Origin of the sequence: Leptospira perdikensis, from assembly GCF_004769575.1 — a bacterium.
In the GTDB taxonomy this organism is placed as follows: Bacteria; Spirochaetota; Leptospiria; order Leptospirales; family Leptospiraceae; genus Leptospira_A; species Leptospira_A perdikensis.
In genome coordinates, this window is record NZ_RQGA01000001.1 from 132263 (window position 1) to 158081 (window position 25819).

Below are 25819 nucleotides of genomic sequence, written 5' to 3' on the forward strand. Positions count from 1 at the left end.
GGATAGATTTTTACCGAGAGACCGTAAGACAAGGAAAATTGCTTTCTTAGTTTTGAAATCCGTTCTCTAGATAGACAGAGGTGAGATAAAAAACAGAAGTTAGGATGACTACCAAATATCCAATTGAGTAAATTTTACCAATCCGTTGCCAAGGGTAACGGTCGTACAAATGAAGACTAGAAATGATAAACTCTATTTCAGGATCAGGAGGCAAAATATCTTCACGGCCTGCTTTCCTCCAAATGACTTGCCTTTCCCCTACACCCAATTGAAAAAACTCTGCCGACTTTCCTTCCGTAAATACTGCCAAAAGCAGAGAGGGAATTTCAAAGTATTTAAAAGTAATGATCCCAGAAAAACTAGTAAGGATCGCAAGATAATTAATGACAACAATCAGAGGACTTGCCGTATAACGGGAGCTAAACAATAAATACAAATAAATGATGAGAAAACAAATCGAGACATATTTGGCAATACCAGACAGGATTTTGTATAATTTTTGTTCTTTTAAAAAGAGTTGGAAAATTTCGTTTTTCATTTTTGTTCGTTCGTAACAGAAATTTTTGTTCCCACTCGTGTCGAAAATGCACTTGGTATTTCTGTCTCCACCCACTGTTTTTCACCCTGAAGGTCGGTAAAGCACAATCGAAACGAATGAAGAAACATCCGAACTTCTTTTGTTGGGACGTTAGAATAAACAGTATCTCCAAGAATTGGATGTCCCAGCTCCCGAAGCATAACGCGAATTTGGTGTCTCCTTCCTGTTACAATTTTCGCCATTCCAAAAGATAGGTTTTCTTTGGGATACACAGATAGAATTCGGAACTCAGTGATTGCTTTTTTCCCCCCACTTCGCACAATTTGTACTTCTTTGTTCCCATCCCGAAGGAAACATTCATAATTTTTTTCTTTCCAATCAGGAATTCCGGAACACAAAAAAATATATTCTTTATCCGCATCCTTTAACAAAGAATCGATTTCTTTATTTTTATCTGCTGTTTTTCCCAAAAGAACAATTCCACTGGTTCCCAAATCCAAACGGTTCGCAGTTCGTAGTTCAGGAAGATTGAGATAAGCCGCGAGAAGTCTCGTGAAATCATTTCTGTTCGGATCTTTGGTTTCGTGAACAGGTAACCCTTCTGGTTTTTCAGCGAGCAAAAATTCTTCACATTCGTAAAGGATGTTGGTTGTGAATCCGCCTTTCAGACGAATCTGTCTACGTGGAGACTTCAATCCAAAGACCTGAAAGACTACGGATATTAACCACTCCAGATACAAACAAAAGGTATTGTCCCTTGATTCCTACAAGGGTATCAGTGATCGGGGTTTCTTTTGTCAGTTTGAGTGATTTGATTTTTTCAGGATAAGAATCAATCGGATATTGAATTTCTGTAACACCACCACTTAGATCAAGTCGATTCCAAACTAATTTGGACTTACTATCTGGAGGAGAAAGGAATTCATTTTTTTCCAAATGGTTTAAAAACTTATTTGCCTCTCGCACCAAATCAATATTAGGTGGATCACCCGTTACCATTTTTTGCCAAGTGGTTTTATCTGGTAAAAACTGACTCAAATAATGTTCTAAAATTCCAGCATCCCGACGTGACTCAACTTCTAAAATAGGAATTCCAAACTTAGCACCTTGGTCTACCCAACGATTCGAGACTGGATTTTCTTTAGTGATTCCCACTTTTAGTCCACTCGAGTTAGCAAAGTAAACAGTATGTTTTTTGAAACAATTTGTTTTTCCCCATTCAGGTTCCCGGCAAGTGCCTTTGTGAAAATGACAGGTTTCGGGACGAAGGATACATAGATCGGTTTCGCTCAGGTTTGTAAAACAAGTAAAACAATAACCTTGGCTAAATGACTTTTTTGTTTTTTTGCCACAATGCAAACAACGGATTTCATCATTGGTTGAAAGGGTGATTTTTTTTCCAATCCAAGACTCCACCGGACTTTCGGATGTTGATTCTTTGGCCGTAAGATCTTTTTTATCGGCTTCATTATAGGTCGCTGATTCCCAAAAATAGGAAACAGGGGAAAGACCTTTGTGAGACATTTTTCTTACATAACCTTGGACTAGTGGCATAATTTTTTAAAAGGAGTATTCTTTTACTTCTTCTGGAAAGTATTCCCTATTGACGTTCACAAAGAGTAGTCCAATAAGGCTTGGTTCAGAACCAGAAAGGTTCCATTTAAAAATAACAAGAGTTTGGCGAAAAAGGTAATGGGAAATTTGCCCTTTCGGCGTGTAAAAAAGTTTTAATTGGTCCTCTCCTTCACCAAGAAATACGACCTTCCCGTTTAAATTTGGCGATTTTTGTTTCACCTGTTTGATCGTGACCTTACCACCAGGATAAACATCTTCTGGATCCGAAGAGTTCGTGGCCTCTCCTTCACTCACCCCTGAACTCGGAGCCACTTCCAGTGTGGTCCCTTCCCAATCCAAATAATTACATGGGAAATCTCCAGGCATAGTTGGGAAGTTTTCAGAACAAGGAGTGTATGTGGATTCCTTTTCGATTCCCTCTCCATAGGGAACAAGTAATGTGGAACGAATTGTAGCATAAGCCACGGATTTTAATACCTTGGATGCTTTATTTTTAGGGATGTTTTTTAATTCCTTCTCCGAAGGAAACACCGACAGAGCAAAAAGAAACATAAAAAATGTAATTAGAATTCGTTTCATTATAACCTCAGTACAACAAATAAGGAGCGATTTTTTTACCTTCATTTTCTTCTTCTGATAAATAAGTTTTATGAAAATCAGAAAAACTTTTTCCTTCATTGATAGAAGTTCGGAAATGATCATTACCCCAAAGTTGGTCTACCCAATGGTTCGACGCGCCCTTACTCCATTTAAAATCACTTGGGTAAGATTCTTTCATTAGGCGAATCAAATCATATGCCAATTGAATTGGATCATAATCGGGACGAACCAAATTCATTCGGAGTCCTGAACAGATTTTACCTTTATGAGGACCAAAAGTCGGTTTGAAATACACAGGAGAAAAATAGTAAGATTTGTTTCCGAGACTTGTTAGTTTATTTGCTAATTCCTCAGGGTTTGTCATCCAAGGAGCTCCAAAATAAACAAAAGGAGCTTGGGTTCCCCGACCCACTGATACATTCACTCCTTCCAAAAGAACAAGTGATAGATAGTTTCTTGCGGAGTCCACCATTGGCAAGTTTGGTGATGGTGTTGTCCAAGGAATTCCTGTATCTTCAAAATACATTCCTCGGCGATATCCTTCAACAGGAACTACCATTACATCCACCGTATCTTTTAAGTATTCCTTATTATAAAACCTTGTGGCCTCACCAACAGTCATCCCTGTGATGAGTAACGAAGGAAACTCACCAGCAAAATTTAAATTTCGTGGATTCATCTTTTCACCCATAGGAGGAAGATGCATTGCCACATGAATATGATCGAGTACAATGAGTTTTGTTTTGGTATTCTTCATTGCATCCATAAGGCGTTTTAGAACACTCAAATAAGTATAACAACGCATCCCAACATCTTGAACATCAAAAACTACATAGTCCACTTCCGTAACGAGTTCCCGTAGTTCAGAGTCTTTGATACGATAGATATGATACAAAGGACGATTGAAAGTTGTGTCCATAGTAACGGGTGTTTGGCTAAATTCTTCTTCTAATCCTAAAAAGCCATGTTCAAGACCTATCAGATGTTCGAGTGTAATTTTATGTTTCTCTAAGGATGTGATGATCTTTTTTGGATTGGTTCCTATTCCGGAAGGATTGGTCGCAAGCATCAATTTTTTTCCTGCCATAGTCGGGAGGACTTTTTCATAAAAAATGTCCTGGGACACCCGCAACTTGGAATCAAGTGGGTGGACGCGAAACTGCGGAACTGTGTTCCCATGGCAAGCGAGTACAAGAAAGCAGAGAGAAAACCTAAAAAAGTAATTGGTCATGTAAGTATATGTTTCTATAATATAGCAAATCTTCAAGGAGAAATGTCCTTCATGTTCAACCGACTTCGATTGGCTCCCTTAACCGGAGTTCTCATCCTTACTATTTTGGCATGTGCCGGATCCAATTCAGCCCAGAAACAACCTACGTTGCCAGACAACGTGGTGACAGCAATGGGAGAGGCACCTATCTACCAAGGAGACTTGGCCCTTGCCCGAAACAAGGCTTTGAAGGACGCAAAACTCAACGCCATCCGTAAACTGGTGGGCGAACAAATTACGGAAAAATCAGGAGTGTCTGATGGCCAATCCCTTGGCTCCAAACTCTACGGCAAAACAGATAGTTTCGTAAAAAAATACGATATCATCAGTGAAGAACCATGGAAATTGGACACCCAGGACATGATCCGTTTGAATGTACGTTGTGAAGTGGAAGCAACCAAACTTTCTACCGCAGTAGACGCACTTCTCGACGATGTTGGAAATCCAAGAATTGCCGTTCTTGTACAAACCGTGATCAATGGAAAATCCTATCCCATTGGATCTGCTACCAATATTGCAGAAGCGGAACTCATCGAAAAACTCCGAACCAAAGGGAACAAAGTTGTGGATAGCTCCCAACTCACAGCCTTACTCAAAAAAAATCCAAGCCTTGCGAAACTGGATCTCACCTCAGTGGAGGAAGGAAGTCCTCTTCTCACTCTGGCACAGGATTCTGGGGCAGAAGTTTTGATTGTTGCCAAAGTTTCAACAACGGACCAAAAACCAGTGGTTTTACCTGGTGGGAAAAAAACAGATTTTTTAAGTTCTGCGGCAACAGGACCATATCGTATCATTCAACTTTGGGGTGATGGTAAAATTTTTGGATCGGGAAGTTTGGAAGGACGTGGTGCTGATATCACTCAAGAAGTTTCCAGAGAACAAGCCGTCAAAGATTGGTCAAATCTAGTATCAGGTAAAGTTGGAAAACAAATCAAAGATGAGTGGTTCAAACTCACAGAACAAAACACTGTCATCTTAAAATTCAAAGGACTAGGATTAGAAGATGCCATTAATTTCAAAAACGATTTAATGGAATACACTTCTGTAAAACAAATTAATGACCGCAAAACGGAAGTTGGTGGATCAGAATGGGAACTAACTTATCCCGGCAAAGAATCTATGTTTGCAGAAGAGTTAATGTATAAAAAAGATTCGAGTTTTCGTTTCCTTAGTAGCAAAACGTTAAGTATTAACAGCTCCAAAAGAGGAGTTGTAGAAGCCGAATTTAGAAACAAATAAAACTTAAATTACATTGTTTCCCCTTTGCCTGCAGAGAGAAATAAACCAATCTCTGTAGGATCAAAGGGTTTAGAAAAATAACGAGCCACTCGATTTTCTGCAATTGCCATTTGGATTTCTGGTGTTAAATCATAACCTGTCAAAATACAATAGACAATATTAGGACGAATTTCTTTCGCTTTTGAGATAAATTCCAAACCATTCATCTCTGGCATTCGCATATCGCTAATCACAAACTGGACATCCGTATTTTCCGTCAGTTCTTCAATGGCTTCATCACCGGATTGGGCCACGATCACATCGTATTCGTTTCGAAAGTAATCTCGAAACAAATACAAATTCAAAATTTCATCATCAACATAGAGTAACTTACGTTTTACTGGTTTTTCTTTCATACTTGTATGGGAAGTTTGATTCGGAACAAGGAGCCCTTTCCCCAGACCGATTCCATTTCAATCGAACCTTCATGGTCTTTTGTAATTTTATAAGCAATGGGCAAACCAAGGCCCACCCCTTTCCCCGGCTCTTTCGTGGTAAAAAACGGATTTCGAATTTGATTCTGGTATTCCTCTGGGATCCCACCACCCGTATCCGAAATTTCAATAGTGGCAAATCGAGAATCCCGAAAACTCCGAAGCCCCAAAATACCGGAATCCCCCTCCATAGCTTGGATGGCATTAGTGAGAATGTTTAAAAATACTTGGTGGATCTTTCCAGAATTTCCTTTTACGACGAGGGGTTCTGGAAATAAATCTTTCACCACTAAAATTCGGTCTCTGAGGGAATGGGTGAGCATCACAAGACAATTATCCAAAATTTCATGTAGGTCAAAACGTTCATCAAAGGAATCACCACTTCGAGTAAACTGGTTCAAACCTTTTACAATCTTGGAAGTACGTTCCACACCTTCCTTTATGGCCTCCAAATACAATTGGGTTTTTTCCGATTCTAACGGTGACCCTTCTAAAAGATCACGAACTCCAAAATATCCACCCAGAATGAAATTGAGAGGATTGTTGATTTCGTGGGCAATCCCAGCAGATAACATACCAAGACTTGCCATCTTTTCTGATTCAATGAGTTGATTCTGGCGTGCTTGTAGTTCAACTAATGTTTGTTTTAGCTCACTTGTTCGTTCTTCTACAAGAGATTCCAACTCATGGTTGTATTGTTCTAAACGTAATTCGTATTCAGAACGTTCTAATTCCGCAGCAATCCTTCCGGAAAATATTTGGAATAAGGTAAGAATATCGTCTTTGTTTTGGATTTCTGTTTCATATAGACCGACAATCAAACCCATAACTTCTTTACGGGAGTTGAATAACGGAGAGCCAATGTACCCCTCGATTTTCATTTCGATCAAGAGTTGGTCTAAAGGAAATTTCTTTTGTACTCCAGAGGGAAAGTAACAAATACTTTCATCATAAACATCAGCACAAGGTGTATCTTTTAAGGAATAAGCCATGTTTTCGGCAATCACTCCCTTTGCGACAAGAGAGATTGTCTGTGATTCATATTTTTCTTTATCAAAGATGGCTATGAAAGTATAGTCGGCATGAATGATGTCGGCTAACTTAAGCATAAGTCGATTGAGGAACTCATTTCCGTAAGTATTGGAAACGGCCTCAATGATATCTGATAGAAGTTGTCCTTGGATCATGAGATTGTATTTTTAAATGACTCCTAAATTCACACTGGTCATAAACATTAAGGAGTTTCTTGTTTTTCCGGTGGATCACTCACAAGTGGAAGCACAGTTTTTTTTACATCAAGTAGTGGCCCAAGTTCATAAATCGATTCGTATCCATATGCTTTTAACGAGTTGTAGGTAGAAAGATTCAACGAAGCTGCAGGACTTTTTGCTGCAAACGCTTCTTGGTTCCCTTCAAAGTTGTTGTTACAATAAATGAGGATTTTTGTTTTTTTTTCAGGAATGGCTTCAGATAAAGACTCTTTTGTGAATTCAGTAAACGGAAGGTTCTTCGCCCCTTTGATATGCAAAAGATGAAATCGATTTTCACTCCGTGCATCAAGTAAAACGACACCTTCCTCCGACATCAATTTCAAAAACTGATCTTCTGTTAGGCGATGAGTTTCTCTCTCACCTTCGGAACGGTTTACTATCCGTTTGAACTCACCATAATTGATCAGTTTGTTTTCAATCGGAACCGATTTGGATTTTAGTTTCTTCTTTTTAGAAGATTCAGAAACAAGTGGGATTGTGACGAGTACCAGTAAAATCAAAACGAACTGTTTCATAAGGGAATCTCCTATTTAACGCATCTGAAAGTATACTATTGATTGGCAAGGAAACTCAAACCTTTTTTCGACTTGCCAGGGGAATTGGGCAAATTGTGATGAAAACAATGAGCACATTGAGAGCAATTATCAAAACAAACAAAGGCGACATTCGTATCGACCTGTTTCCAGACAAAACACCAAATACTGTAGCCAACTTCATCAACTTAGCCCAAAGGAATTTTTACAATGGACTAAAATTCCACCGTGTCATTGCGGACTTTATGGTGCAAGGTGGTTGCCCACAAGGAACAGGAACGGGTGGACCCGGTTATAAATTCAGAGATGAGTTTGATTCTAGTTTGAAACACAACAAACCAGGAATCCTATCGATGGCGAATGCCGGCCCTGGAACCAATGGAAGTCAATTTTTTATTACCCACGTACCTACACCATGGCTTGATGGAAAACATTCTGTATTCGGTGCGGTTGTTGATGCCACAGACCAAGAAGTAGTCAATAAAATCAATCAAGGGGATGTGATGGAATCGGTCACTATCGAAGGGGACGTAAGTTCTGTTTTTTCCATAGCAAAACCATTTTTGGATGAGTGGAACCAAATCCTAGATTCCAAAAAATAAAGATTGATTCTGTCATTTGGGTTTTCATAGTCTAACCACTATGAAAACAAAAGGAAAACAAAAACAAGTCACTCAAATCAAACTGGCTTCTAGAATGATTTTTTCTATGAAACCAACCAAAATCAAACCATCCAAAAAACTCTATTCTCGAAAAAAGAAAGAAGACCATTCGGGAATAGAGTTTCTTCTTTCTTTCATTTTTTAATTCCGCTCTATTTATCTTTCCATCTCGCTCCAGGGATCCCTTTCCAATTCTTCTTCCTTACCTAAATCCACAAACATCAATCTTTCTAGTTCCGCATTTCTTTGTTTAGCAAGACTCATATACTGGACCCGGTCTCTGCGAAGTTCAAAAAGTTCGTGGAAAGTATCATCATCATGTTGTAAAAATAGATTCCTTGCTTTTTCTGCTGTGTGAGATCTTGTTCCTAAAAGTTTCAATACATCTCTTCCCATAAGGACAGCCGTTTCCCTAGTTTCCCTGTATATGTATTTAAGACCCAATTCTTTTAGATCATACGCTCCTTCTCTATCTCCAGCCCTTGCTACAATTTTAATATTGGGATAGTGTTGGCTTACATTTCGGATGAGTTCTGTTTGTTTTTCTGGATTGTCGAGTGCGGCCACAAGGATTTTTGCATGTTCCAAACCAGCCGATTCTAATAACTCGAGTCTTGTCGCATCACCAAAATAGACCTTAAACCCAAACCGGCCAAGCATCTCCACACGATCTGCATCAAAATCTAAAATAGTAATTCCAATTCCATTGGAACGAAGAAACCGGCCAAGCATGTTTCCAAATCGACCGAATCCACAAATGATCACCGGGTTTTCCTGTTTATGAATGTCCTGTGCCGTTTGTTTTTTAGGAATTTTGGATTCTAATAATCCAAAAATGGTTTTTTCATATAACAAAAGAAGTACGGGAGTGAGCGCCATACTCACTGCGACAGAAGCCACAAGGATAATGATGGTTTCCTGATCCAAAATTCCGAGCCCTTCCGAATATCCAAAGAGAACAAAAGAGAACTCTCCGACTTGGCATAATGCCAAAGAAAAATAAATGTTTTGGTCTAGGGGAAGACGAAAAACAAGTCCGAGCAAAAATAAAATCAAAGCTTTGATGAAGATGATACCTAAAACAATTCCTAAAACCTTGGAAGGACTTTGCATCACCACAGGAAGGTCCATGGAAGCACCTACACTTAAAAAAAACAATCCGAGTAGTAATCCTTTAAAAGGTTCAATATTACTTTCTAACTCATGCCGAAACTCACTACTCGCAAGTACGACACCACCAAGAAAAGTACCAAGAGCCGCAGATACTCCCACAGCTCCCATGAGAACAGAGATAGCAATGACTAGTAACAAACTAGCACCTGTAAAAATTTCACGGTTTCCTGACTTGGCTAGCAACCGAAAAAGTGGACTGAGAGCATATTTACCCACAAGGATGATTCCAATTACAACGAACAATACAACTAATGTTTTTACGTAACCAGGGAAATGTTCGATCAGTGAATGATGTTGTGAAGTTTCAGTTAAATCAGAATCACTTAACATTGGAAAGATGGCAAGAATAGGAATCACGGCCATATCTTGAAATAGAAGGACTGAAAAAGAAGCTTGGCCAGAAATCGATTTCATAAGTCCCTTCTCTTTTAAAGTTTGTAAAACTATGGCTGTGGAAGAGAGAGACAAAATAAGGCCTAATGCAAGCGAAGGTTTCCATTGAAAACCAAATCCAAAACAAAAAGCAGCAGTGATGATGGTCGTGAGGAGAAGTTGTAACCCACCAAGGCCAAGTAACCAAAACTTAAGACGCCAGAGTAAATCCAATTCTAGTTCTAAGCCGATGGCAAAAAGCATCATCACGACACCAAACTCAGCAAAGTGTAACATGTCCTTGCCTTCCGTTCCGACAAAACCAAAAACAAAAGGACCGATGACAATTCCTGCAATCAGATATCCCAAAACAGAACCAAGTCCGAACCTCGTGGCAATTGGCACCATGATGATAGCACTTGTAAGATAAATCAAAGCCTGAATAAAAAAACTAGATTCACCCATAAATACCACCTAACAAGTTATTCATAAATTTTAAATATCGATTGGATTCTTTTTGCAGATCCAATTCATTCAATTGAAACGTCCCCTGAACAAGAAATGGTGCCAAATAGTCCATTCCACATAATTCAGCTGTCCTACGAAACGGTAACAGAAACTCATCTGTCGAATAACCGTGAAATCCACCTTTTGAATAAGCATCCTTTGAACCACCAGTGGTAATGACCTGAATCCATTTTTTTCCCATAAGATGATTCCCATCCGCACCATAAGCCCATCCATCTTCTAAAACCATATCCATCCACAACTTCATAAGTGGAGGACAACTATACCAATACAAAGGATGTTGGAATAAAATAATATCATGATTCGAAACCAAATTTTGTTCTGCTTTTACATTGATCGAAAAGTTGGGATACTCTTCATATAGATCATGTAATGTGATTGCATCGGAATTAGGGATTGAATCCAAAAGCATTTGATTGGCTTTAGATTTTTCCAATGTGGGATGAACAAGCAAAATCAAAATTTTAGGCATACGGGACAAATTCACAAAAACCATTGAATGGTAAAACGTAAAAAAAAATAGTTTTCCATTGACTCTGATTGTAAATTTATTTCAAATTTCTTTAGTGACGGCCCTTTCCCTTTTTTTTTCAACATTTGTTTCAGAAGACCTTACTTGTATTGCCGCTGGAATCGTTGCAAAAAACGGCAATTTATCCTTACTTTCAGCGATTTTCACCACAGGTCTTGGGATTTTTGTTGGAGATTGTTTACTCTACTTCTTTGGATTCATAGTTAGGCGAGGATTCTTAAAATGGGAATTTCTGAGGAAAGTCCAGATAAAATTGGAGTCCTTAGAAATTATTGATGAGTGGAAACTCCATTTCAGGAAGTCGATTTTTGCCTCTAGATTTTTACCGGGGACAAGGCTTCCTCTTTATCTCAGTAGTGGGTTTTTGGGACTCCCCTTCTTTGCTTTTTTTTATACTAGTTTGATTGCTGTGACTCTTTGGACAACGGGTTTTGTCTCATTGGTTTATCTTTATGGCAATTTAGTCACCTTGTATTGGAACCCAAAAAATTCTCTTCTATTTAGTCTGGCGATTGCTTTCAGTTTCTACATACTCTATTTCATGATGCGGATTACTTTCTATCCGAAAGAGAGAGAAAAAACATCCTTCTTTGTTGCAAAGTTCAAACAATTGGAATTTTGGCCTGCTTCCCTTTTTTACCTTCCTCTTGTTCCCTACTTAATTTATTTAGCATTACGTTATAGAGGAGTTCGTTATATCACAACAGTCAATCCAGGAATCCTTGCCTCAGGAATTGCAGGAGAATCCAAATCAGAAATCCTAAATCTAATTCCAAAAGAAGTAGTCGCAAAATACCAATTTATATCCCCGAAAGAAAAAAATCCCAAAAGTAAAATTCAAAATTGGATACAAACTGAGAATCTAAGATTTCCTTTGATCGCCAAACCAGACAAAGGAGAAAGAGGGTTTTTAGTGAAAAAAATTCATTCCCTAGAGGATTGCCTCACTTTGATCCAGACTTATCCCTTGGATTGGATCTTTCAAGAATACGTAGAAGGACCTTTTGAAGTAGGTATCTTCTATTACCGCCACCCGAAAGATAAACAAGGAAAGATCTTTTCCATAACAGATAAAATTTTTCCAGAGCTCATTGGGGACGGTCACAGAGACATCAAATCTCTTATTTCCAACCACCAAAGATTTAAGTTTCAAAAAAATACACATTTTAAACACAACAAACATCAGTTAGATAGAGTATTATCTGCCGGTGAAACGATTTCCATTGGTTCTATCGGGAATCATATACAAGGATGTATGTTCTTAGATGGAAGTCGGTGGAAAACAAAAGAAATCGAAATCAAATTGATCTCAATCGCTGATACGATCCCCGGTTTTTATTTCGGAAGGTTTGACATTCGATTTTCAGATCCAAACAAGTTCAATTCAGGTTATGGTTTTAAAATCATTGAATTGAATGGCGCCACCAGTGAATCCACAAACCTTTACGATCCTAATTTTTCGGTTTTACAAAGTTATTCTATTTTGTTTCGGCAGTGGAAGCTGTTATTCCAGATAGGTTACGAAAACTACCAGGCAGGTATTCCGTTATTTCCCTTTACTGACCTTTACCATTTGGTTAAAAATCATAACCAATATCGAGATATTTACTCCGACCGAGAAACAATCACTTAAAACAAAAAGAAATTTTAATCAAAATAATTCTTTAGATACGGAATTGTTTTTCTTTCTCGATACAAAAGGTAAGTAGATAAAGAAAATACAACCAGAGCTAAAACAAAAAGAAGTCCACCATCATTCTGTACGACAATTCCCAAAAAAACAAAATGAGACAAAACAGCACCTAACATTAAGTTAAATCCCATCAGGGCACCAAGCCAAACCAAACGAGGAACAAGTAAAAACAATACACAGAAAGTTTCTAAAACAGCAAGTCCGTAACGGCCCCAAGGTTCCATTCCCATCACAGAAAAAATAAACTTAGATTCTTCGGAACCAGAAAATTTAAAATACAATGTTTGTCCAATAATGATGACTGCCACTAAACGAGCGCCATGAAAGAGAATACGTTCCATTTCTGGTAATTTCATTTAGAACCCTCCGCTAAAATGATCTCTTTGATTTCTTTAAAATTAGTCCAGGGAATAAAATGATTTTCTCCCTTTAGAATTTGAATCCTATGTTTAATGGATGGTTTCCATTTCGTAAAGTAATAAACGTTCTTTACTGAAACCAACTGGTCCTCATCCCCATGTACGGAAAGAATTTCTAAGGAAGAGTTTTCGAATGCCTTGGTTAATTCGATTAAATCAGTTTTTAATGTATACATCTCTTCATTGCTGTGAATCCAAGAATCAGGAAGAATCCACTGTACCCAAACCAAATTTGCAATTTGATTGTACCAATGTAACTCTTCTAAATCGGGATCTATAGGAGCTGAAAGCAAAATACTTTTCCAAACAAATGAATAGGTATTGTTTTTTTCCATTGCAATTCGAAGCGCCACAGGCCCGCCATAAGAATGACCAACAACTATCCCCTCATTGAATCGAAACCTTTCCTTTTCTAAATAGCGGATGAGGGCAGAATGAATGGCCCTACCCTGTAGAATGAGATTAGGAACAGAAGTTTGATTCCAGGAACCTCCATAACCCAAACGGTCCGGTAAAAGGATACAAAATTGGTTTTGTAAATCTTCGTCCTTTAAGTAGGATTCGAAATCTAAAGACGAACCAGGGGAACCATGTATCAAAACTAAAACTTTCTTTTTATTTTTACATTCATTGGATAAAAAATGGATCTCTCCCTTTTCCGAAGGTGAAACCAAACTTTGTATTGTTTCCCTTCCTTGAGACGGGACTTTACAAAATAAAAAAGTTACTGATAAAAGATAAAAAACAAATATTCTAATTCGATACAAAAGAAAGAAGTTCATTCGACCTCTTCACTACTTGCAAACAAAGCTCCTGATTCATAAAGTCGCTTAAAAAGAGAATTGGGCTGTTTGGGATTTAAAACATCAGCATATTCGGGTAAAAAACCTTTAACCAAATACATTTCAATATCGGCTTTATTCTTAATTGAAACAAATCCCCTAGGTTCACATTCAAAGTAAGACTTTATTTCTTCGTACACCTGAGCAGATACATTCACTTCTCCTGTGACCCCAGAACTTTCTAGACGACTTGCCGTATTGACAGTATCACCCCAAACATCGTAAGCAAATTTATCAATACCAACAACTCCTGCAACCAAGGGACCTACGTGAATTCCCAACCGAATCTCCCAAAATTCCCTACCACGTAAGGCATGAATTTCTTTCTGTTCGGCCATATAAGACTGAAAAGAAATACCACATAACACAGAATCAACGGCATTGGTTTGATTTTCGGTGGGAATACCACCAACAGCCATATAAGCATCTCCAATTGTTTTTATTTTTTCTAAATGATAACTTTTACACAAACGGTCAAACTCACGAAAAATAGTATCCAATTCTCCGACAAGTTCTTCAGCATTCATCTTCTCTGCAATTTTTGTGAACCCAGCCATATCACAAAAAAGAACTGATGCAGACTCATATCGTTTAGGAATGACTCGCGCTTCCTTTTTTAATTCCTCAGCAATGGGCTCAGGCAAAATATTCAAAAGCAAAGATTCTGACTTTTTCCTTTCTACATTCAAATTTCGACTCAAAATAAAAATCAAAATTCCTGTTAGGATCTGAACGAAAAGATAATTCCCTCCTGCATCCAAATAACGATCCAAATCTGTTTCATAGGAAGATACCCAATCTCTATGATAAAATTCGATTATATATAAAGAAGCCGCGAAAAAAATATAAATAGAATAAACTACAAATACATTGTGGTTTCTAATGAGAATGAGGGCGATAACAAGGGCAGGAATCAAATAATAATGGTTTCCTCCAAGGGAACCACCATTAAAAAACCACATTGAAGATAAATAAAAAAGTATAGTTAAATTAAAAGGCCAATACAATGAAAAATAAATACTCTTCACTCGACTTAAGTAATACATAACAAGCATTAATAGACCAGAACCAACGTTGAGAATAACGAGGATTAAATAGTTTTCTAAATACAAAACCCCAAACACCCCGATCAAATTGAGAAGGCCGTTAACAAGCGAAACCGTATTAAATAACCGGTGTTCTAGAGAGTGTTTTTTAGGATCTCCGAGAAAAAGGTATATCCATTTCATTGTAATTGGCAAGTTTCCCCCGCAAAACCAGGGGGGTTCAACCTTTTTTCTTGGCGACCAGGGGATCGTTTTTCATTCTACGATTGACATCCCATCCTTTGGATTAGAATATTTTGAGTCAGTTTATATGGATTCAAAAGAAATCATCAAAATTCGAGAACAAGCGGAACTAGCAAGAAAAGAAGGCCGAAACGAAAAAGCTATGTCACTGATGAAAGAGTATCTAAGTTTGGTCCACCCATCTTTTACTCATTACTGCTGGTTTTTTATAGCAGAAATCCTATTGGAAAAAAATAAAATAACAGAAGCGTTAGAGCACTGTGATGAAGCCTTACGGATCATGAAAGATTTTATCCCTGGATTAGAACTTAGAATCAAAATTCACAAATCAATGGGAAATTTCCCAGAAGCAAAAAAAGACCAAACCACAATCGATGATATCCAAGCCAGAGAGAAGAAAAAGTGGGATGACCCCAACCATTACTACCACTATAAGTAGTTACAGCTAAGGCAATTTGGATTTCTTTTTATTAAATAAACGTGAATCTTGAGTCTAGTTAATAACCAAAAACATTCACTGGTTCCAATTCACAGGCGTCTGCCTGTAAGGAAGCCGTAAGACTCGGATTGACGGATGCTGCTTGAATGGCCGAATTTGGTTTGTTACAACTACTCACTTCATTTAAAACGGAGCCTACATACCCAGCGTATTGAGTTTCAATGACGGCATAGTTTGTAATTTCCTTTTTACATTTTTTGAAAGACTCCATCGTGTAATAGGTGTCATTTCCAATATTTGAAATCGATTCGAATATGGCAGGAGTATAAGTTAATGAAATTACCGAATCTAAAGTACTTGTAGATACGGTTTCATTACTATACAGTCGAAAACGGATATATGCTGGAGATGTACATCGAAAAGCAATGCAGGTACCGGCATTTACTGAAATAAAAAGTCCGATAGAAGAAGAAATGGAGGCGGCAGATAAATCAGTAGTTCCGCAGACAGAGTTTGTTGAATAATAACAACTTGCGTTTGCAGAAGTGGTAGCCGTTTTTAAAATCTTTCCCGTGTACATCGCATAAGAAGCGGCCGCATTAGAACGGAAATAAAAAGTTCCGCTACTCGGAACAGATAAATCTACATAGGATGTACCCGATGGCAAACTAAAATTGGAAGCGGTTGTTGGAGTCGTAAACCCAAGTGTCGCATTATTTTCAGTAGAGCAAGTATAAGTAGAATTGGCAGCATTTGCTGAAGCGCTGAAAGATGCAGACAAAACACTAATCAAACTCACTAAGCTTAGATTGGATCTATGTTCTTCGAGTTGTTTTTTTGCCTGCTCTCCCTTTATTCCTGTTGGGGAATATACGTTTGTACAATGAACCAAAAAAATCAAAACAAAAAAAACCAATTTCATTTTTTTCAACATAACACATATTTGTTTGTATCCGTTTTTTTCGTCAAACATTTCTCGTTAGGTGTAAAATCAAAAAAATTTCACTATTACAAAATATTTTAATATTAGAAAGAATCAAAAGCGGCAATGCGAAATACTCACATCTCGCCATTGCCAAGCATTCATCCCAGAAGCTTCTTCTAATTCCACTTCACTCAAACTAAATGATGTCGCTGATGTATCTAATAATTCAAAACTCCAGGTAAAACGATCCCCACTGGAAACGGGAATAGAATCGGGACAATTGGAAATCCCCGAATATCCTTTTGGTTTGTATTTTTTACCATGGTTGTCTACAAATGTCACATTTTCTATGATTGTACAGACTTGTGAACTTTCCAAAAATTCTAATTCAAATGTTGTGATTGATTTATTTTTACAAATTTGGTTGATTCTAACTTTGTTTTGATGATCAACTCCTAAATAACAGCAGTTATTAGACTTTGTCACAATAATTTTCTTTGTTGGAATTTTTTTGGGGTTTTGACCAAATTCGTTCATCGCAAAAGTGCTGATTTTAGCGAACAATACCAGTATAACAATCATTAATATCTTAGAACTTTTCATATAGACCTACTATAACTTTTTTTTTCGATCTAAATGAGGATTCAATACTAATTTAGTAACAATACAAAAAGAAAAAAGCCTCTTCCCGAAGATTCCTTCGAAAAGAGGCAACCGTCTTAAGGCAACTCTTGCCTTACTACGACTTAAGCGTTATTCAAAAGTCGTAATACAGAATTTGACCGAAGACTGGCTTGCGCGAGCATTGCCGTACCGCTTTGCACGAGAATTTGTTTCGTCGTTAGCGCTACCATTTCTTCTGCCATATCTGCGTCCCTAATCCTTGATTCGGATGCTTGCATATTTTCGTATGCACCCATGAGGCCTTTTGCAGTACTTTCGAGCCTATTTTGATAAGCTCCCATATCTGCTCTCTGCTTCATGATCTTGTTCAAGGCGAAGTCCGCTTTAGCAATCGCTTCGTCTGCTTTTCCAGGTGTAGAGAGCGCAATTTTATTCGCACCTTCTGACATCTTAAGAGCTTTCGAAGTCATAGTTCCAATGTAGAAACGCTCTCTTTGCTTTGCGTTTGCTCCCATGTGAAACCACATCGACGCCTTCGTTGACTTTCGAGCGAAGTCTCCTTCAAACAGTTTCATTTTATTGAACTCTGCTTGTGAAGCAATTCGATCGATCTCATCCACCAGCGCAGATACTTCTACCTGCACGAGCTGCCTGTCCTCCGGTGTGTAGATTCCGTTCGAAGTCTGGATCGCTAAGGTCCGGATTCGTTGGATGATTTCAGCCGACTGGTCGAGGAAACCCTCTGCAGTCTGGATGAAACTAAGTCCATCTTCCGTATTCCTTTCGGCCTGACGTAAACCACGAATTTGTGTTCGTAGTTTTTCCGAAACAGCAAGACCAGAAGCATCATCACCGGCAAGGTTAATCCTTTGCCCAGTGGAGAGGTTCCTCATGGTCTTATCTACATCCCATTGTGTAAACTTGAGAGCACGATGTGATTGAATCGCACTCATGTTGTGATTGATAATCATTGGCCTACACTCCTTTGTGTATTACCAAGAACGGTCTATATTTCGTTCTTAGCCGGACAATCCCTGTCCGGTGTCAAGGATGAGCTTTCATTTTGCCACCTGGCAGGGGAAAGCCGGCTGATTATCTAATTACAACTCTTCAGTTACACTAACCACTCACTTCGTTAGGCTATTAACGAAGGAGAGAAAGAACTCCTTGTGGACGAACATTCGCCTGAGCTAACATAGCAGTTCCAGATTGAACTAAAATCTGGTTCTTTGTGAAAGCCACAGTTTCTTCTGCCATATCCGCATCACGGATCCTAGACTCGGAGGCTTGGGTATTCTCATAAGCGTTCATGAGCCCTTTTGCAGCATGCTCAAGACGATTAAAGTAAGCACCTAAGTTTGCTCTTTGTTTACTAATGCGAGTTAACGCAGCATCCAAAGTTCCGATCGCATCGTTTGACTTGTCAGCTGTTGACAAAGACAAGAGATCTCCACTTTGACCTTTAAGATTAAGTGCACGTGCAGTCATTGTTGCAATGAACACTCTTTCTCTTTGGTGTTGGTTTGGTCCTAAATGGAACCACATGGAAGTTGCTCTAGATCCACGAGCAAAATCACCTTGAAGCAAATTCATTTTATTGAATTCTGCTTGTGAAGCAATTCTGTCCACTTCGTCGATAAGTTGTGAAACTTCGACTTGGATCATTTGTCTATCTTCGTCAGTATAAATACCGTTAGACGACTGAATTGCAAGAGTTCGAATTCTTTGAATGATATCATTCGATTCTTGCAAAAAACCTTCCGTTGTTTGGATAAGGCTCATACCGTCTTCGGTATTTCTCTCTGCTTGTCTAAGACCATTCACTTGCGTTCTCATCTTTTCAGAAACGGCGAGTCCGGATGCATCATCACCTGCACGGTTGATTCGCATTCCAGAGGATAGTTTCTCCATATTTTTGGAGACTTCCTCGTTTTGAAACTTGAGTACGCGATGTGAGTTGATCGCGGCTAAATTGTGGTTTATGATCATTGGTTTCCTCCTTGAAACTTGATCCGGCAAAAGAGAGAATCCCTTCTCTCTTTGGTTTTTGTGTCTGGCTTTCAGGCCCCTATGGTGCCTAAAATCTCTATTTGTTCCCTTTGTATGTCGGTGATCGGATAAAAGAAATTAATTCGAAGAAACTGGGTTATTTTCGGTATTTTTTGTGATTTTTTGAGGTTTTTTGGAAGATTTCGGCGACTTTAGCGTTTTATTTTTTTTTAAAAAAAGTTCTACTTTTCCCGTTACGAAGATCGGCAAAATCCCATTTTCCATAAGCGAATTTTGGAAAATGAGAGAAATTGTTCGGATTACCCCTATTTAGGGGCGGTAGGCAAAGAAAGCGGAGAAAACGAACCAGTCAAAACGTTAAGGGCGTGTGACTAGAGCTGGTAAAGTATCCCAGTGGTAAACAGGACTCGGTTCTCCAGAAAATTTATGTTCAATTGATTTTAGGTCTGCAAAATTTTCAAAGAGACTTGCATTTAACGCGCGTATTGTGGATTCCATTGCAAGAATCCTACGTTTGTTGAGGACCTCTTCTGATTCTTTAGGGCCTGTTTCTGTTCCACCTGTATAATATGTGATGGTGTCCACTGGAGCATTTGTATTCTCTTCTTCTGCGTCGGCATCTGCTTCATCCGATTTCGTACGAGGAAGTCTGTATTTTTCCATGACATCTTGTAAAATGGAAACATTCCAATCCACAACAAGTTTACTTCCCTTTTCCACAAACCAGGTTTGTTTTAAAGCAAACCGAATATCCAAAAGTTTTTTAGGAGAAAACAACTTTCCATCTTTTGCTAAAGCTTCCACAGAATCAAAGTAAGGTGGTGATCCCACTTCGCCTACAAGCTGGTAAATAAAGGCTCCCGTTTCATCTTGTTTTAATACCTTTCTGTGAATTGGGATTTGTTCCCCTTCTCCATTGGAGATGTAAATTACGACTGATTCTCTATGGTCAAGAGAGGGATAAGAATACAGTTGGAAGGGAACTAACAATCGAAATGGATTTTGTTCCGCCAAAATAAAGAAACTGAAAAAAATGAGAAGGGAAAACCAAGAAGCAAACAAAAATATAAAATCACGTGTGAGTTTGGTTTCCCCTGTTCCAATTTTATAAAATCGAAAGATTAGGACTCTTATGATTTCTTTCAGGGAACGAAGATATTCTTTAATCTTTTGAAGATGCGTATTCATGAATTCCTTTGATGACACTGCGTGCAATTTTCTTTTGGTAAGTTTTATCCCGCAGTTTCTTACTTTCCTCAGGGTTTGTCAGATACCCCATTTCCACAAGTACCGCAGGCATAAGGCTTCCTCGCAAGACGGAAAAATCTGCCTTTTTCACCCCACGAGAAGGAATGTCAGGACTTAATCCCTTTTCATACTCTTCCGCCACAGCCGTGGCCAATTTCCGAGACCGCCTTTGGGTGACACTGGACAACATCTGGGATTGGATCTGAGAGACAACCGGGTTCTTATGTTTTCCTACATACCGATTTTCTAAAATGGCCGTTTCACGAGCGGCCTCTGTACTTGGACTTTGAGAAAGATAATACACTTCAAAACCAGCCGCCTTATCCGATAGAGAAGCATTACAATGAAAACTGAGGAAAATCACATCCCTAGTATCATGCAACATTTGATTCGCGAGTTTGGAACGGTCTTCTAGTTCCACAAAACTATCATTTTTACGAACCATCTGCACCCGAATTTCCGGATAATACTTTCGTAAGTACAAATAAGTATAACGAGCCACACCAAGACTCACATCTTTTTCAAAGTTACCTGAAGGATCGGAAGTTCCGGGATCTTTTCCTCCGTGGCCGGCATCTATCACAATGGCTTTTACGTTTAGATTTCGTTTCGGCACTGGTTCCTTGGGGATGAGAACCCAAAGTTCAGTTTCTTTGAACTGGTAACGAACATCATACGAGATGAGGTTGAGTAAAATGGCTTCCACAAGATCCAAAGGAAGGTATACATCCTCATCCTTTTTTAAAATGGCTTTAGGGATTTTATAAATTTTACCATCCAGTGTATAAAAACTGGATCCGAGGCGGAACTGAAGATTCCCTTGGGGGGTGTAAACTGACCCCACTCTTGTGAATTTTTTTAGTTTGGTGGAGAGTTCTGGCATTATTGATTTTAAATCAGAAAATGCCACGTAGTTCCCTTTCCCGTAGAGCGGAAGTTTGGCGACCTCAGCAACTACGAGATTCGGAAAAAAACAAAAACAAAAGAGAACTAATCTTTTTTGAAGATAGAAAGAATTCGCTGCCAAATCGATTGTTTCTGTTTTTTAGATTTTTTCACTTCGTTGATATCGAAGAGATTCCGTCTTGGATCATTCTTTTGGTAATGTTTTCCAGACTGATTTTTTTTGTGTTGCCCTTTGCCTTTTCCGTCTTTGGAATGTTGTCCATGTTTCATTTCATGGTGGGTCATTTTAGCAGGATGTTTGTGGTCACCGTCCCCATCGTGATGGTGTGGGTGTGACATCTTCGCAGGTGGATGGTGTTTCTCCCCTTTGCCTTTTCCCCGTCCGCGATCTCCCGAACGGTTGTCGTTTCGATCACCTGACCTATGTTCGCCGCCTCGGTTGTCCCCGCCACGTCTTGGTTTTCCACCACGACCTCCGCGGTCTCCCCTCTCCCTGTCTTGGTATTTCTTTTCACCAGGGATGGCTTCGTCAGCAAATACAGGAGTGAACTCACCCTTAGGAAATTCTAAATGTTCTTCGCGAATCTCGGCAATAGGAATTTTGGAATTCAGATAACGTTCAATTCGTTCGAGTTCGGTATAGTCTGTTTCGGAACAAAATCCAATGGACATACCCTTTCTTCCCGCACGTGCGGTTCTTCCAATCCGGTGCACATAGTTTTCAGCATCTTGAGGTAGATCATAATTATAAACCACATCAATATTTTCGATATCGATCCCACGAGAAGCAACATCGGTAGCGATGAGATATTTATACTTTCCTTCTTTAAAATCCCGGAGGAGACGGATTCGTTTTTTCTGGTCAAGTTCGGAAGAAAGTCCAGTGGCTGTAATTCCAAACTTACGAAGTGTGGACACAATTTTTGGAATGTTCATTTTGTAGTTCGTAAAAATGATTCCAAGACCTTCAATCTCATTGTGTAACAACGAGTTCACAAGATAAGGAAGTTTTTCTTCCCGACCTAAATGGAGTAAAGACTGGTCGATCCTTTCGGTAATGACTTTTTCTGGATTGATATGAACTTCAATCGGATCATTCAAATACTTACTTGCAAGTCGTACTACTTCGTAACTCAAAGTAGCGCTAAAAAGAAGAGATTGTTTTCTGTTTTTACATTTGTGAAAGATGTACTTGAGATCTTGGACAAATCCCATATCGAACATTCTGTCCGCTTCATCTAGAATCACCACTTTGATGTTTTCCAAAGAAAGGCCGTGGTTTTTTACAAAGTCGATGAGACGTCCCGGTGTTGCCACGATGAGACAAGCTTTGTTGCCAAGTGCCTGTTCTTGGGATTTGTAATCGGTCCCACCGATGATGGTAGCCACACCGAAGTCAGTGAACTCTAAAAGTTTTTTAGCTTCTTCTGCAATTTGTATGGTAAGTTCTCTTGTTGGTGCAAGGACAAGAGCATAAGGTAATGGCTCTTCTTCCGTAGCTGACAAAAGTCTGTGGAGAGTCGGAAGGAGGAAAGCCATAGTTTTTCCAGTTCCGGTTTGAGCAAGACCAGTGAGATCGTTTCCTTCCATGGCGAAAGGAATGGACTTGGCTTGGATGGGTGTGAGTTCTGTGTAGCCGATTTTATCAAGTGCTTTGGTTAGAGACTCATGAAAGGGTAATTCGTTAAATTTCATAATGGATTTCAGTGTTTTAATTTTCTGGCGATTAGTTCGATGGTATCACCATAGGCAAATTGGTTTGCATACAGTCGATACAGCCATTCGGGGAGTTTGCCAAGGAGGCCTAAATCCCGGTAGGAGTGATACGACATAGGTCTAACATAGTTCAGTCCAAAGCCAAGGATTGACAAGAGTTTTTTCAGGGAGTGAACGGAGTAGTCGAAAAAGTGGTCAGAGGGATGGGTCGAAAACCATTCCTTGGGATTTGTTTGGAAACTCGGGCCAAAACTAGAAGGAACTGCCAAATAAAGATACCCACCGGGCCGGGTCCAAGAGGCAAGCCGTTTCCAAATCCCTTCGATATCATCGATATGTTCGATCACAAAAAAGGCTGAGACCAGATCAAATTGATCCTTCCATTCACCCACGCCCACAGACAAAACCGAGGTTTTATCTACATCGAGTCCGAGTGTGGACCTAGCATAATCTACTTCTTTGGGAGAAAGTTCGAGGCCTTTTGTTTGGTAACCAGAGGTTCTGGCTTCATCCAAAAAAAATCCTGCCGCCGAACCAATTTCCAAAAGTGATTTTTTAAGTGAGGAATTTGAATTGGGAGTAGAAGTGGAATTTCCTACCTCTCTCTGGCCTTCTGCCAATTTTTTTAAATTCGATAACCGATGTTTGGCCATATTACGAAGGTTTGGTTCGTCTTCGTAGTAGGATTTTTTGTATTGGGATTTGTATTCTTCCATAAAGTAACTATCCCCATACTCTCTATGTTTTGCGGGAAGATACCGAAGAACGCCCGTAAGTCGACACTCTTCATAAAACTCAGGAAACTCTTTATGAGGAAAAAATTCAAATAAACTCAAAAATACATTCTCTTTTTAGATTCGAGAGATTTTTCATACTGAGCTCTCGCGGCCCTTTTGTTTTCATAGGCTTCTGTTAGACTTGGGTTGAGATCAATCGCTGTTTGGAAACTAGAAAGGGCTTTTTTGAATTCCCCATTTTTAAAATAACAAACTCCCAAATAATTATGAGCCTTGGAGGAAATGGTAGGTGTGACATCCGAACGAGTGATGACTGTTAGTTCTTCGATGGCTTTTTCCCGGTCCACAAGGGAACCGGAATCAATGAGAATTTTGGAAAGGACAAGTCTTGATTCCATATCTTCTGGATCAATATGAGTGGCACGAAATGCTTCTTCTTTGGCTTTTTTAGAAAGGCCTGAGTTCCCACTATTTGCGTAACTAAGTGCTAGTTTTCTATGAGCGAGTTTGATTTCTTTTGGATCCTTAGAGTTTTCCAAAACATAAACTAACACCTTTTCGGCGGCAGGATAGTTTTTGGTTTGGATGTAAACATCAGCAAGTTTCAGCCTTGCTTCATACAATTCCGGTTTCCAAGCAATGGCTTCTTCGTATTCAGAAGTGGCTTCCGAATAAAATCTATTTTCCAAATAATAATCTGCAATGGCAAGCCTTGACTGTGTATGGTTCGGATCCAGGGCTTGCGACTTACGAAGGGACTCAATCGCCATGGTAGGTTTTCCAGCATGTAAATACGCGAGTCCTAAGTTGTAATAGGCCGATTGATTTTTCGGATTTAAGGAAAGTGCCCCTTCAAAAGCAGTGATGCTCTCTGAATACCGCTCCATCTCATCCAAAATGATTCCGAGATTTACATAAGCCGTTTCCGAATACGTATCTCCCGGAGTCAGGCGGATGATCCTGCGAAACAAACTCTCTGCTTCAACAAGTTCCCCTTTTTTATAATAAAGCTCGGACAAGGCGAAAAGTGAATCCACATCACTGGGTTTCAGTAACAAAGCTTTTTTTAAGGCCGTAATGGCCATATTGGTTTGGCCCATAGATAGGAATGCATCCGCAATATAACGATACACTTCTGGTTCGTTGGCATTGGAATCGAGGGCTTTTTGGAAGTATTTGGCCGCTTCTTCTGGGACTTTCTTTTTTAAATACACCAAACCTAGGTTATAGTAGGACTTGGCATCATTTGTTTTCAAACGAATCACTTCACGAAAATAAAACTCTGCCCGGTCATAATCTTCTCTTTGGTAAAATATAGTTCCTAGGTGGCCGTAAGAAAGAAGAGCGGTTTGGGAATTAGGAGCGGTTTGGACTACCTTTTGGAATTCAGAAATGGCTTCTGCGATATTTCCTTGTTTCAAATAACTAATAGCTAAGTTATAAGTAAGAGTGACATCTGAGGGCGCAAGTGACTGCCCTTCTTTGTATGCTTCAATGGCACTGGCCGGATCTCCAATCTCTTGAAATAAATTCCCTTGCAAGAGTGCCACTCGGTAATCATTCGGAGCAATTTCTTTGGCTCTTTCAGCGGCTCGCCTCGCCTCTTCAAATTTCGCTGCATGTTTGAAAGCGAGTGATAAATTATAAAAGGCAAAATAGTTTTTGGAATCGTATTGGATGGCTTTTTCCAATCGTTCGATGGCATTGACATAACGACCTGCCTCATCGTACAACACACCGAGCACAGTAAGTGCGATGGACTTATCTTCATCTGAACCTGGAGAATTCAAAAATTCTTCACAAACATTTCCCACTCGATTCACATAACGATTGTGATATGCATTAAGACATGCAGCCAGTTTGGGATTTACAGAATCATCGGGAAGATAGGGTTTATCGACAAGAAGGTTCAGGGCCTTTTTATCTGTGGGTAGGTTCTTTAGGGATTTTGCAATCTCTTCGGGATTTTGTTTTTTTTGTAGATACCACCAATAACCGGCGGTTAAAAATCCGAGGACAAGTAGAACGAGGAGTGTCCAAAATAAAAAAGATAAAACAGGACGGCTTGGTGTTGTTTCTGATTCGTAAGTTGTTTCTTTTTCTCGACCCAGGTTCCGTAAGTATGGATCTTCCTGGTAATAACTTGGCTGTGAGGACTGCTCCTCAATGCGAAACCGGTTTTTTTGGATGGGATCCATTTTTTAT

The 25819-nt window shown here is 39.2% G+C and carries 27 protein-coding genes; 5 read left to right on the forward strand and 22 right to left on the reverse strand.

From position 1 onward, the window contains the following. Nucleotides 1-46: 46 nt before the first annotated feature. Genes EHQ49_RS00615 through EHQ49_RS00635 form a run of 5 tightly spaced genes read right to left on the reverse strand, consistent with a single transcriptional unit; the run spans nucleotide 47 to nucleotide 3944 of the window. Nucleotides 47-538 (reverse strand): hypothetical protein, encoded by a 492-nt coding sequence (locus EHQ49_RS00615; protein ID WP_135575309.1) that lies wholly within the window; start codon nucleotides 536-538, stop codon nucleotides 47-49. Next, nucleotides 535-1233: an RluA family pseudouridine synthase gene (locus EHQ49_RS00620; RefSeq protein WP_135575311.1), complete on the reverse strand. Its 699-nt coding sequence runs from the start codon at nucleotides 1231-1233 to the stop codon at nucleotides 535-537. Before EHQ49_RS00620 ends, EHQ49_RS00615 begins: the two co-directional genes overlap by 4 nt. Beyond that, nucleotides 1217-2095, reverse strand: coding sequence for a DUF2797 domain-containing protein (locus EHQ49_RS00625; RefSeq protein WP_208732138.1), 879 nt, complete (start codon nucleotides 2093-2095; stop codon nucleotides 1217-1219). Before EHQ49_RS00625 ends, EHQ49_RS00620 begins: the two co-directional genes overlap by 17 nt. A gap of 3 nt (nucleotides 2096-2098) precedes the next feature. Then, nucleotides 2099-2692, reverse strand: coding sequence for an LIC_11883 family protein (locus tag EHQ49_RS00630; RefSeq protein WP_135575316.1), 594 nt, complete (start codon nucleotides 2690-2692; stop codon nucleotides 2099-2101). Between the two features lie 7 nt (nucleotides 2693-2699). Continuing rightward, entirely contained in the window at nucleotides 2700-3944 is a 1245-nt protein-coding gene (locus EHQ49_RS00635) for an exo-beta-N-acetylmuramidase NamZ family protein (RefSeq protein ID WP_135575318.1), read from the reverse strand. A 51-nt stretch (nucleotides 3945-3995) separates the two neighbouring features. Between EHQ49_RS00635 and EHQ49_RS00640 the strand changes: the two genes are divergently transcribed. Next, a complete protein-coding gene (locus EHQ49_RS00640) occupies nucleotides 3996-5222 on the forward strand; it encodes a lipoprotein LipL46 (RefSeq protein WP_135575320.1) in 1227 nt (408 codons plus the stop codon). An 8-nt stretch (nucleotides 5223-5230) separates the two neighbouring features. Here EHQ49_RS00640 and EHQ49_RS00645 read toward each other — a convergent pair whose 3' ends face one another. From EHQ49_RS00645 to EHQ49_RS00655, 3 genes are read right to left on the reverse strand one after another with little or no spacing between them, the layout of a single operon-like run. After that, nucleotides 5231-5617, reverse strand: coding sequence for a response regulator (locus EHQ49_RS00645; RefSeq protein WP_135575322.1), 387 nt, complete (start codon nucleotides 5615-5617; stop codon nucleotides 5231-5233). Continuing rightward, the gene (locus EHQ49_RS00650; RefSeq protein ID WP_135575324.1) at nucleotides 5614-6882 is read right to left on the reverse strand and encodes an ATP-binding protein; all 1269 of its coding nucleotides are present in this window, start codon (nucleotides 6880-6882) and stop codon (nucleotides 5614-5616) included. The genes EHQ49_RS00645 and EHQ49_RS00650 overlap by 4 nt, the downstream gene beginning before the upstream one ends. Before the next feature lie 47 nt (nucleotides 6883-6929). Further along, nucleotides 6930-7481 carry a rhodanese-like domain-containing protein gene (locus EHQ49_RS00655; RefSeq protein ID WP_135575326.1) on the reverse strand — a complete coding sequence of 184 codons (552 nt, stop codon included), beginning with the start codon at nucleotides 7479-7481 and terminating at the stop codon, nucleotides 6930-6932. Nucleotides 7482-7588: 107 nt separating this feature from the next. On the opposite strand from EHQ49_RS00655, the gene EHQ49_RS00660 reads away from it, so the two are divergent. Both EHQ49_RS00660 and EHQ49_RS18700 read left to right on the forward strand, forming a co-directional pair. After that, nucleotides 7589-8101 carry a peptidylprolyl isomerase gene (locus EHQ49_RS00660; protein WP_135575328.1) on the forward strand — a complete coding sequence of 171 codons (513 nt, stop codon included), beginning with the start codon at nucleotides 7589-7591 and terminating at the stop codon, nucleotides 8099-8101. A gap of 40 nt (nucleotides 8102-8141) precedes the next feature. After that, nucleotides 8142-8306 (forward strand): hypothetical protein, encoded by a 165-nt coding sequence (locus tag EHQ49_RS18700; RefSeq protein ID WP_167482972.1) that lies wholly within the window; start codon nucleotides 8142-8144, stop codon nucleotides 8304-8306. Nucleotides 8307-8317: 11 nt separating this feature from the next. On the opposite strand, the gene EHQ49_RS00665 is transcribed toward EHQ49_RS18700, so the two are convergent. Then, nucleotides 8318-10171: a monovalent cation:proton antiporter-2 (CPA2) family protein gene (locus EHQ49_RS00665; protein WP_135575330.1), complete on the reverse strand. Its 1854-nt coding sequence runs from the start codon at nucleotides 10169-10171 to the stop codon at nucleotides 8318-8320. Then, nucleotides 10164-10706 carry an NAD(P)H-dependent oxidoreductase gene (locus tag EHQ49_RS00670; RefSeq protein WP_135575332.1) on the reverse strand — a complete coding sequence of 181 codons (543 nt, stop codon included), beginning with the start codon at nucleotides 10704-10706 and terminating at the stop codon, nucleotides 10164-10166. The genes EHQ49_RS00665 and EHQ49_RS00670 overlap by 8 nt, the downstream gene beginning before the upstream one ends. 58 nt (nucleotides 10707-10764) lie before the next feature. Here EHQ49_RS00670 and EHQ49_RS00675 point away from each other — a divergent pair, with 58 nt between their 5' ends. Then, nucleotides 10765-12399, forward strand: a complete 1635-nt coding sequence (locus EHQ49_RS00675; protein ID WP_244241284.1) for a VTT domain-containing protein — start codon at nucleotides 10765-10767, stop codon at nucleotides 12397-12399. Nucleotides 12400-12413: 14 nt separating this feature from the next. On the opposite strand, the gene EHQ49_RS00680 is transcribed toward EHQ49_RS00675, so the two are convergent. Genes EHQ49_RS00680 through EHQ49_RS00690 form a run of 3 tightly spaced genes read right to left on the reverse strand, consistent with a single transcriptional unit; the run spans nucleotide 12414 to nucleotide 14949 of the window. Beyond that, complete coding sequence (locus tag EHQ49_RS00680) at nucleotides 12414-12815, reverse strand: DoxX family protein (protein WP_135575334.1); 402 nt, start codon at nucleotides 12813-12815, stop codon at nucleotides 12414-12416. Further along, nucleotides 12812-13660: an alpha/beta fold hydrolase gene (locus EHQ49_RS00685; protein WP_135575336.1), complete on the reverse strand. Its 849-nt coding sequence runs from the start codon at nucleotides 13658-13660 to the stop codon at nucleotides 12812-12814. Before EHQ49_RS00685 ends, EHQ49_RS00680 begins: the two co-directional genes overlap by 4 nt. Then, the gene (locus tag EHQ49_RS00690; RefSeq protein WP_135575338.1) at nucleotides 13657-14949 is read right to left on the reverse strand and encodes an adenylate/guanylate cyclase domain-containing protein; all 1293 of its coding nucleotides are present in this window, start codon (nucleotides 14947-14949) and stop codon (nucleotides 13657-13659) included. The genes EHQ49_RS00685 and EHQ49_RS00690 overlap by 4 nt, the downstream gene beginning before the upstream one ends. Before the next feature lie 127 nt (nucleotides 14950-15076). On the opposite strand from EHQ49_RS00690, the gene EHQ49_RS00695 reads away from it, so the two are divergent. Beyond that, a complete protein-coding gene (locus EHQ49_RS00695; RefSeq protein ID WP_135575340.1) occupies nucleotides 15077-15448 on the forward strand; it encodes a tetratricopeptide repeat protein in 372 nt (123 codons plus the stop codon). Nucleotides 15449-15506: 58 nt separating this feature from the next. Here EHQ49_RS00695 and EHQ49_RS00700 read toward each other — a convergent pair whose 3' ends face one another. The 9 genes from EHQ49_RS00700 to EHQ49_RS00740 all read right to left on the reverse strand — a co-directional run bounded on the left by EHQ49_RS00700 (nucleotide 15507) and on the right by EHQ49_RS00740 (nucleotide 25812). Continuing rightward, entirely contained in the window at nucleotides 15507-16370 is an 864-nt protein-coding gene (locus tag EHQ49_RS00700; protein WP_244241285.1) for a hypothetical protein, read from the reverse strand. A 114-nt stretch (nucleotides 16371-16484) separates the two neighbouring features. Next, on the reverse strand, nucleotides 16485-16976 hold the full coding sequence (locus EHQ49_RS00705; protein ID WP_135575343.1) for a hypothetical protein: 492 nt from the start codon (nucleotides 16974-16976) through the stop codon (nucleotides 16485-16487). A gap of 143 nt (nucleotides 16977-17119) precedes the next feature. Next, a complete protein-coding gene (locus EHQ49_RS00710) occupies nucleotides 17120-17968 on the reverse strand; it encodes a flagellin N-terminal helical domain-containing protein (protein WP_135575345.1) in 849 nt (282 codons plus the stop codon). A gap of 172 nt (nucleotides 17969-18140) precedes the next feature. After that, the gene (locus EHQ49_RS00715; RefSeq protein ID WP_135575347.1) at nucleotides 18141-18986 is read right to left on the reverse strand and encodes a flagellin N-terminal helical domain-containing protein; all 846 of its coding nucleotides are present in this window, start codon (nucleotides 18984-18986) and stop codon (nucleotides 18141-18143) included. 378 nt (nucleotides 18987-19364) lie between these two features. Continuing rightward, complete coding sequence (locus tag EHQ49_RS00720; protein WP_135575349.1) at nucleotides 19365-20195, reverse strand: LIC_10740 family protein; 831 nt, start codon at nucleotides 20193-20195, stop codon at nucleotides 19365-19367. Then, nucleotides 20170-21165, reverse strand: coding sequence for an N-acetylmuramoyl-L-alanine amidase family protein (locus EHQ49_RS00725; protein WP_135575351.1), 996 nt, complete (start codon nucleotides 21163-21165; stop codon nucleotides 20170-20172). The genes EHQ49_RS00720 and EHQ49_RS00725 overlap by 26 nt, the downstream gene beginning before the upstream one ends. Nucleotides 21166-21245: 80 nt before the next feature. Further along, on the reverse strand, nucleotides 21246-22856 hold the full coding sequence (locus tag EHQ49_RS00730; protein WP_135575353.1) for a DEAD/DEAH box helicase: 1611 nt from the start codon (nucleotides 22854-22856) through the stop codon (nucleotides 21246-21248). A gap of 8 nt (nucleotides 22857-22864) precedes the next feature. Next, a complete protein-coding gene (locus EHQ49_RS00735) occupies nucleotides 22865-23713 on the reverse strand; it encodes a class I SAM-dependent methyltransferase (RefSeq protein ID WP_135575355.1) in 849 nt (282 codons plus the stop codon). After that, on the reverse strand, nucleotides 23710-25812 hold the full coding sequence (locus tag EHQ49_RS00740; protein ID WP_135575357.1) for a tetratricopeptide repeat protein: 2103 nt from the start codon (nucleotides 25810-25812) through the stop codon (nucleotides 23710-23712). The genes EHQ49_RS00735 and EHQ49_RS00740 overlap by 4 nt, the downstream gene beginning before the upstream one ends. Between the last annotated feature and the right edge of the window lie 7 nt (nucleotides 25813-25819).